The following is a 6,117-nucleotide window of genomic DNA, read 5'->3' as shown; positions in this document are numbered from 1 at the left end:
TGCTCGGCGATGTACTTGCGCAGGCGCTCCATGGTGAACTTGTGGGTCTTGGGCTGGCGCACGTCGAAGGTGATCTGGTGCTCAAAGTCCTTCCAGTCGTTGGTCACCGCGTTGTACATGTGCACGGGGTCCCAGATGAGGTAGGCCAGAAAGCTCACGGTGTACTCGTGGTACGCCTCGGGTGCGGGGATGACCACGCAGCCATCTGTCTCGTCGTAGCTCCAGGCGTCGGCGGCCAGCGGCTGGCCGGTGGTGCGGTCCATGACCTCCCACCAGCGCTTGATGTCGTCCCGGGTGTTGACCTGCATCAGCTCCTCCGAGATGCCCTGCATCAGGGGGATGCGCAGCTCCCCGCCGTCGGAGGTGTAGAAGCCGGTCATGATGTAGCACTGCTGCACCTCGTCCGGGTTCGCCTTGGCCCAGGCGTTGTCCTTCCGGGTGGTGTAGTAGGTGGAGTAAATTTTCGCGCCCACCTTGGTCAGTTCCTCGGGGAACTCGGTGCCGTCGCAGTCGCGGATGGCGTCTGCCCCCCAGCGCTTCAAGATCTCAATAGTCTGGGGCACAACGTCCAGATTGGTGGGGATCGTCACGCGCCCCGTTCGCTTCGGATCGTTCATTTCTTACCTCGATTTCTCTTGTCCTGATGTTGGTTCGGCACCCGCATACCCATGCTGGTTCATTTTCAGTATATCGTATTCCGCACCCGGAACAATCTCATTGTTGCTCATTTTTTATAAATATTGTTTATTTCATGGCTTTGCAAATCGACAAGGGCTACTCACAAATACACAAAAAACATTTCTTCAATTCCCGGAAATTTTGGGGGTATTGTAAAAAACCGGGGACTGTACTATAATTATGAAAAAGGCAATTGGATATTTATTCCAAATTGGCGCCCATATCTTGCAGTTTGCACAGGAGTCACACCATGAGCAACAAGAGATACGACCTTTCCCCGAAAGACGTCGCTGCCGCCCAGTGTTCGGCCGGTCAGGCGAACGATTATTCCTCGGCGCGGCTGCTCTATGCCACCGCGGCGACCTATGGCCCCGACTGGCACAGCCTGCCCCACACCCACGACTGCATCGAACTGTTTTATGTGGTGAGCGGCGTGGGTCAGTTCCGTATGGGACACGATCTGCTGGCCGTGGCGAAGGGCGATCTGGTGATCATTAATCCCCAGGTGGAGCACACCGAACTGAGCCTCTATTCCCACCCGCTGGAGTATATCGTGCTGGGTGTGGAAGGGCTGCAATTCACCACCGGCACCAACGGACAGTACGGCGTTTACAATTTCCACGGCGGGCAGGAGGCGGTGCTGCACATCCTGCAGTCCATCCTGCAGGAACTGGAACAGCGCACCACGGGCTATGTGCAGATGTGCCAGCTGCTGCTGGAAATGCTGCTTTTGCTGCTGGGGCGCTACACCGACTTTGCATCCAGCGCCGAGCCCACCCGCCGCGCCAGCAAGGAATGCGCCATCGTGAAGCGCTACATCGACGCCAACTTCAAGGAGAACATCAGCCTGGACCAGCTGGCGGAACTGGCTCACGTGAGCAAATACTATCTTGTTCATTCCTTCAGCCGCGAGTACCAGATCTCCCCCATCAACTACCTGATCCAGCGCCGGGTGAAGGAGAGCTGCTATCTGCTCAGCGACACCGACCACTCCCTGTCGCAGATCTCCCACACCATGGGTTTCTCTTCCCCCAGTTATTTCTCCCAGAGTTTCCGCAAACTGATGGGCATGAGCCCCATGGAATACCGCAAGCAGAGCCGCGGCACGCCACGACGGTAGTTTGCACCATGTGTCCCGGCCTTTGTGAACGATCGTGCAAATAAAGTACGAAAGGCGGTATTTCCTACGCACCGTTCTTCCACTAAAATGAAGATGATTTGAAATGGTGCCGCCGGACACGATTTCCGGCCAAAACATTGGGAGGTATAACAATGTCCAGTCTTGCTGAACAGTCCCTGCAGGAAGTTTTTGCCGCCTACGACCTGGGCGGTGAGGTGGCCGGCGCGCTGCGCTACGGCAAGGGCCACATCAACGACACTTTCTGCGCCTATGTGCAGACGCCGGAGGGCGAATGCCGCCGGTTCATTCTGCAGCGCATGAGCGCCGCGGCCTTCAAGCATCCCGACCAGCTGATGGCCAACATCGTGGGCGTGACCGAGCACCTGCGCAAGAAGATCGTTGCCGCCGGCGGCGACCCCGACCGGGAGACCCTGACGGTGCATCCCACCCGCACGGGTGAGAGTTTCTTCACCGATTCCCAGGGCGGCGCGTGGCGCGTGTATCCCTTTGTGGAGAACACTCTGTGCCTGCAGTCTGCCGAGACGCCGGAGCTGTTCTACGCTTCCGCCCAGGCCTTTGGCAAATTCCAGGCGATGCTGAGCGACTATCCCGCCGACACCCTGTTCGAGACCATCGAGAAGTTCCACGACACCGAGAACCGTTATCGGAACTTTGAAAAGGCGCTGGCTGCCGACGCGCTGGGCCGCGTTGCCACCGCCCAGCCTGAGATCCAGTTCGTGCTGGCCCACAAGGCGGATTGCAGCGTGGCGCTGGAGGCCCTGCGCCAGGGCAAGCTGCCCCTGCGGGTCACCCACAACGACACCAAGCTGAACAACGTGCTGATGGACAAGGACAGCCTGCAGGGCATCTGCATCATCGACCTGGACACCGTGATGCCCGGTCTTTCCATCAACGACTTCGGCGATTCCATCCGTTTCGGCGCCAACCACAGCGCCGAGGACGAGCGGGACCTCTCCAAGGTGAACTTCGACATCGAGCTCTACGACGTGTACACCAAAGGTTTTTTGGAGGGCGCCGCCGGTGCGCTGACCGAGGCCGAGCTGGAGTACATGCCCTGGGGCGCCAAGCTGATGACCCTGGAGTGCGGCATCCGCTTTTTGACCGACTACCTGGAGGGCGACCACTACTTCCACACCCAGCGGGAGGGCCAGAACCTGGACCGCTGCCGTACCCAGTTCAAGCTGGTGCGGGATATGGAGGCCCAGTGGGACGCCATGCAGGACGTGGTGAAAAAGTACGCCCGCTAAGCCCACCCCCTCTTCCCTGCTTTTGCGCCCCGGCCGAACGGCCGGGGCGTTTTTGTTTGTTCAAACGAAAGAAAAAGCGCCTTTTCGCCGCGGTGCGGTGAAAAGGCGCTTTTGTTTGGTTCAATGGCAGCTGTTTGTCAGCTGAAGATGTTGATGAGGATGCCCGCCGCAACGGCGCTGCCGATCACGCCGGCCACGTTGGGGCCCATGGCGTGCATCAGCAGGAAGTTGGTGGGGTTCTCCGCCTGACCCACTTTCTGGGACACGCGAGCCGCCATGGGAACGGCGGACACACCGGCGGAACCGATCAGGGGGTTCACCTGACCATGGGTGGCCCAGCACATCAGCTTGCCGAACAGAACGCCGCCGGCAGTGCCGAAGGAGAAGGCCAGCAGGCCCAGGATGATGATGAGCACGGTGCGGGCGTTCAGGAAGGTGTTGGCACTGGTGGTGCAGCCGACGGACAGACCCAGGAAAATGGTAATGATGTTCATCAGCTCATTGCCCGCGGTGCGGTTGATGCGGTCCACCACGCCGGACTCTTTCATCAGGTTGCCCAGCATCAGCATGCCGATCAGCACGGCCGAATCGGGCAGGATGAGGCTGATGATGATGGTGCACATGATGGGGAAGATGATCTTCTCGGTCTTGGAGACGGTGCGCAGCTGCTTCATCACGATGCTGCGCTCCTTCTTTGTGGTGAGCGCCTTCATGATGGGCGGCTGGATGACCGGCACCAGCGCCATGTAGCTGTAGGCCGCCACTGCGATGGAGCCCAGCAGACCTGCCGCCAAAATGCTTGTCACATAAATCGCCGTGGGGCCGTCGGCGCCGCCGATGATGGCGATGGCCGCCGCCTCCGGGCCGGTGAAGGGCTCGATGGGGGCAAAGCCCAGCAGTTCGGCCAGGAAGTTATAAGGGATGTGCACGAACTTCGCCATGAAATATGTGGCGAAGATGCCCAGCTGCGCGGCAGCGCCCAGCAGCAGGCTCTTGGGGTTGGAGATCAGCGGGCCGAAGTCAGTCATGGTGCCGATGCCAAGGAAGATGAGCGGCGGGTAGACGCCCAGCTTGACGCCCAGATAGAGCATGTCCGCCAGGCCGCCGTTGTGGAGTATCTCGCTGAACATGGGATAGAGGCTCGGGTCGGCCCCTTCCGGCGCGATGAAGTACTGCATATGGATGATGCCGCTGCCGGGCAGGTTCGCCATCAGCATGCCAAAGGCGATGGGCAGCAAAAGCAGGGGCTCGAACTCTTTCACGATGGCCAGGTACAAAAGCAGGCAGGCCACCACGATCATGAGCAGATAGCGCCAGTCCTCGGCAATCCCCATGAAACCGGAGTTCTCCCAGATGCTGACGAGGGTATCAAAAAAAGCACTCATGGTTCAGCCCCCCCTTAAAACGGCTCCGTGCCGCTCTCGACGCCCGCCGCGCCCCAGCTGCCTCGGCCGCCGGCGCGCTTGACTGCGCGGAGCGTGTATTTGCCGCCGCTGGCCGACGCGACTGCCGCCGCAATGACCGCCACGATCTCTTCACTGATGCCTTCTTCCACAAAGGGCGGAGCCTCCATGGGTTCCTGCAGCTGCGGGGGCTGCGGCTGGCTTTTCACTGCCGCTTCGGCAGCCGCCTTCTGTTTTCTGGCGTTCAGCGCGTCGAACAGTTTGCCCTGAAGGGCGATGATATAAGTCAGCAGGATCAGCACCAGAAAGACCAGGGACATGCCGATCCCCGCGACCACGAGCACCGACGGTTCCGCGGCCTGTGCGGCGCCCGCCGCAAGCAGAACTGCATTCATTGGATGGCCCCCTTTTCCAAAGCTCAATTTTCGTCTTTTACATTATATCGAAAAAAAGCCCCTGTTTCAAGGTCGCAGAAATGGTTTTGTTAAAATAATAGCATTTGTACAAATTAAAAAAGCAAAAAGGAACGCCCGCCTGCACGGAGTGTTTCGTGCAGACGGGCGCATCAGTTTTATCTGTGGCCCAGGCGGGGCGTTGCGTCCACAAAGCCGCTTTCCAGCTGGTCGCCGATCTCCAGGCACCGCGCCGTGCCCAGGGCAACGCAGTTGATGGGGTCGTCCGAGACCCGCACCTTCACCTTGAGCTGCTGGCTCAGGTATTCGTCCAGGCCCTTGAGCTTGGAGCCGCCGCCGGTGAGCACCACGCCGGCGGAGTAGATGTCGCCGGCCAGTTCCGGCGGAGTGTGCTCCAGCACCTGATGGGCCGCCGCGGCGATCTGCTCGGCCAGGGGCATCACCGCCTCGTAGAGGTCCTCGGTGGTCACGGTGAGGCGCTGGGGCAGACCGGTGAGCAGGCTGCGGCCCTTCACTTCCATCTCGGCGGAGAAGGTGCTGGGGCGGCAGCTGGCCACCTGCTTTTTCAGCTCCTCGGCGGTGCGCAGGCCGATGGCCACGTTGAATTTGAGGCGGGCGTATTTCTGGATCTCATCGTCAAAGGTGTTGCCCGCGATCTTCACGCTGGCGGACCTCACCTTGCCGCCCATGCTGATCACCGCGATGTCGGTGGTGCCGCCGCCGATGTCCACCACCATGTGGCCCTCCGGCTGCAGGATATCGATGCCGCAGCCGAGCGCGGCTGCAATGGGTTCATCGATCAAAAAGACCTGCCGGGCGCCGGCAGCCACCACGGCCTCCACCACGGCGTCGCTCTCGATGCCGGTGATGGCTGCGGGCACGCACACCGCCACGCGGGGCTTGATGAGCTTGGAGTCATAGACCTTGTTCACGAAGCGGCAGATCAGCTCTTTCGTGAGGGTGTGGTTGGAGATCACGCCGTCCTTCAGCGGGCGGGTGGCCAGGATGTAATTGGGGGTGCGGCCCACCATGGCCAGCGCGTCGTCTCCCACCGCCAGGACCTGGTCCTTGCGGGTGTCCACCGCCACAACGCTGGGCTGGTTCAGGATCACGCCCTTGCCCTCCATCGCGATGATGATGGTGGTCGTGCCGAGGTCGATGCCAATATCATACTGCGCCATAACTCACACTTCGCTTTCTTTGTTCTGTTGCTGCCCGCCCACAGGAAAACGCCG

General features: G+C 60.4%; 6 protein-coding genes. 2 read left to right on the top strand and 4 right to left on the bottom strand.

From position 1 onward, the window contains the following. The coding region (locus tag ACMI1Q_RS08205) for a 1,3-beta-galactosyl-N-acetylhexosamine phosphorylase N-terminal domain-containing protein (RefSeq protein ID WP_419503414.1) at nucleotides 1–617 on the bottom strand (617 nt) is incomplete at its 3' end. Between the two features lie 311 nt (nucleotides 618–928). Here ACMI1Q_RS08205 and ACMI1Q_RS08200 point away from each other — a divergent pair. Together ACMI1Q_RS08200 and ACMI1Q_RS08195 are read left to right on the top strand one after the other, a co-directional pair. Beyond that, complete coding sequence (locus tag ACMI1Q_RS08200; RefSeq protein ID WP_419503413.1) at nucleotides 929–1,798, top strand: AraC family transcriptional regulator; 870 nt, start codon at nucleotides 929–931, stop codon at nucleotides 1,796–1,798. 152 nt (nucleotides 1,799–1,950) lie between these two features. Continuing rightward, nucleotides 1,951–3,066 (top strand): phosphotransferase enzyme family protein, encoded by a 1,116-nt coding sequence (locus ACMI1Q_RS08195; protein WP_419503412.1) that lies wholly within the window; start codon nucleotides 1,951–1,953, stop codon nucleotides 3,064–3,066. Nucleotides 3,067–3,203: 137 nt separating this feature from the next. On the opposite strand, the gene ACMI1Q_RS08190 is transcribed toward ACMI1Q_RS08195, so the two are convergent. The 3 genes from ACMI1Q_RS08190 to ACMI1Q_RS08180 all read right to left on the bottom strand — a co-directional run bounded on the left by ACMI1Q_RS08190 (nucleotide 3,204) and on the right by ACMI1Q_RS08180 (nucleotide 6,063). Next, nucleotides 3,204–4,451, bottom strand: coding sequence for a sodium ion-translocating decarboxylase subunit beta (locus tag ACMI1Q_RS08190; protein WP_419067741.1), 1,248 nt, complete (start codon nucleotides 4,449–4,451; stop codon nucleotides 3,204–3,206). A gap of 14 nt (nucleotides 4,452–4,465) precedes the next feature. After that, a complete protein-coding gene (locus tag ACMI1Q_RS08185) occupies nucleotides 4,466–4,864 on the bottom strand; it encodes an OadG family protein (RefSeq protein WP_419503411.1) in 399 nt (132 codons plus the stop codon). Nucleotides 4,865–5,040: 176 nt separating this feature from the next. After that, a complete protein-coding gene (locus ACMI1Q_RS08180) occupies nucleotides 5,041–6,063 on the bottom strand; it encodes a rod shape-determining protein (RefSeq protein ID WP_419503410.1) in 1,023 nt (340 codons plus the stop codon). Between the last annotated feature and the right edge of the window lie 54 nt (nucleotides 6,064–6,117).

Origin of the sequence: Candidatus Allofournierella excrementavium, assembly GCF_048526665.1 — a bacterium.
In the GTDB taxonomy this organism is placed as follows: domain Bacteria; phylum Bacillota; class Clostridia; order Oscillospirales; family Ruminococcaceae; genus Allofournierella_A; species Allofournierella_A excrementavium.
This window is presented reverse-complemented; position numbering and strand designations above follow the sequence as displayed.

Coding starts and splice junctions, on each gene's coding strand:
- ACMI1Q_RS08200 (WP_419503413.1), top strand. CDS start 929: ATGAGCAACAAGAGATACGACCTTTCCCCGAAAGACGTCGCTGCCGCC.
- ACMI1Q_RS08195 (WP_419503412.1), top strand. CDS start 1,951: ATGTCCAGTCTTGCTGAACAGTCCCTGCAGGAAGTTTTTGCCGCCTAC.
- ACMI1Q_RS08190 (WP_419067741.1), bottom strand. CDS start 4,451: ATGAGTGCTTTTTTTGATACCCTCGTCAGCATCTGGGAGAACTCCGGT.
- ACMI1Q_RS08185 (WP_419503411.1), bottom strand. CDS start 4,864: ATGAATGCAGTTCTGCTTGCGGCGGGCGCCGCACAGGCCGCGGAACCG.
- ACMI1Q_RS08180 (WP_419503410.1), bottom strand. CDS start 6,063: ATGGCGCAGTATGATATTGGCATCGACCTCGGCACGACCACCATCATC.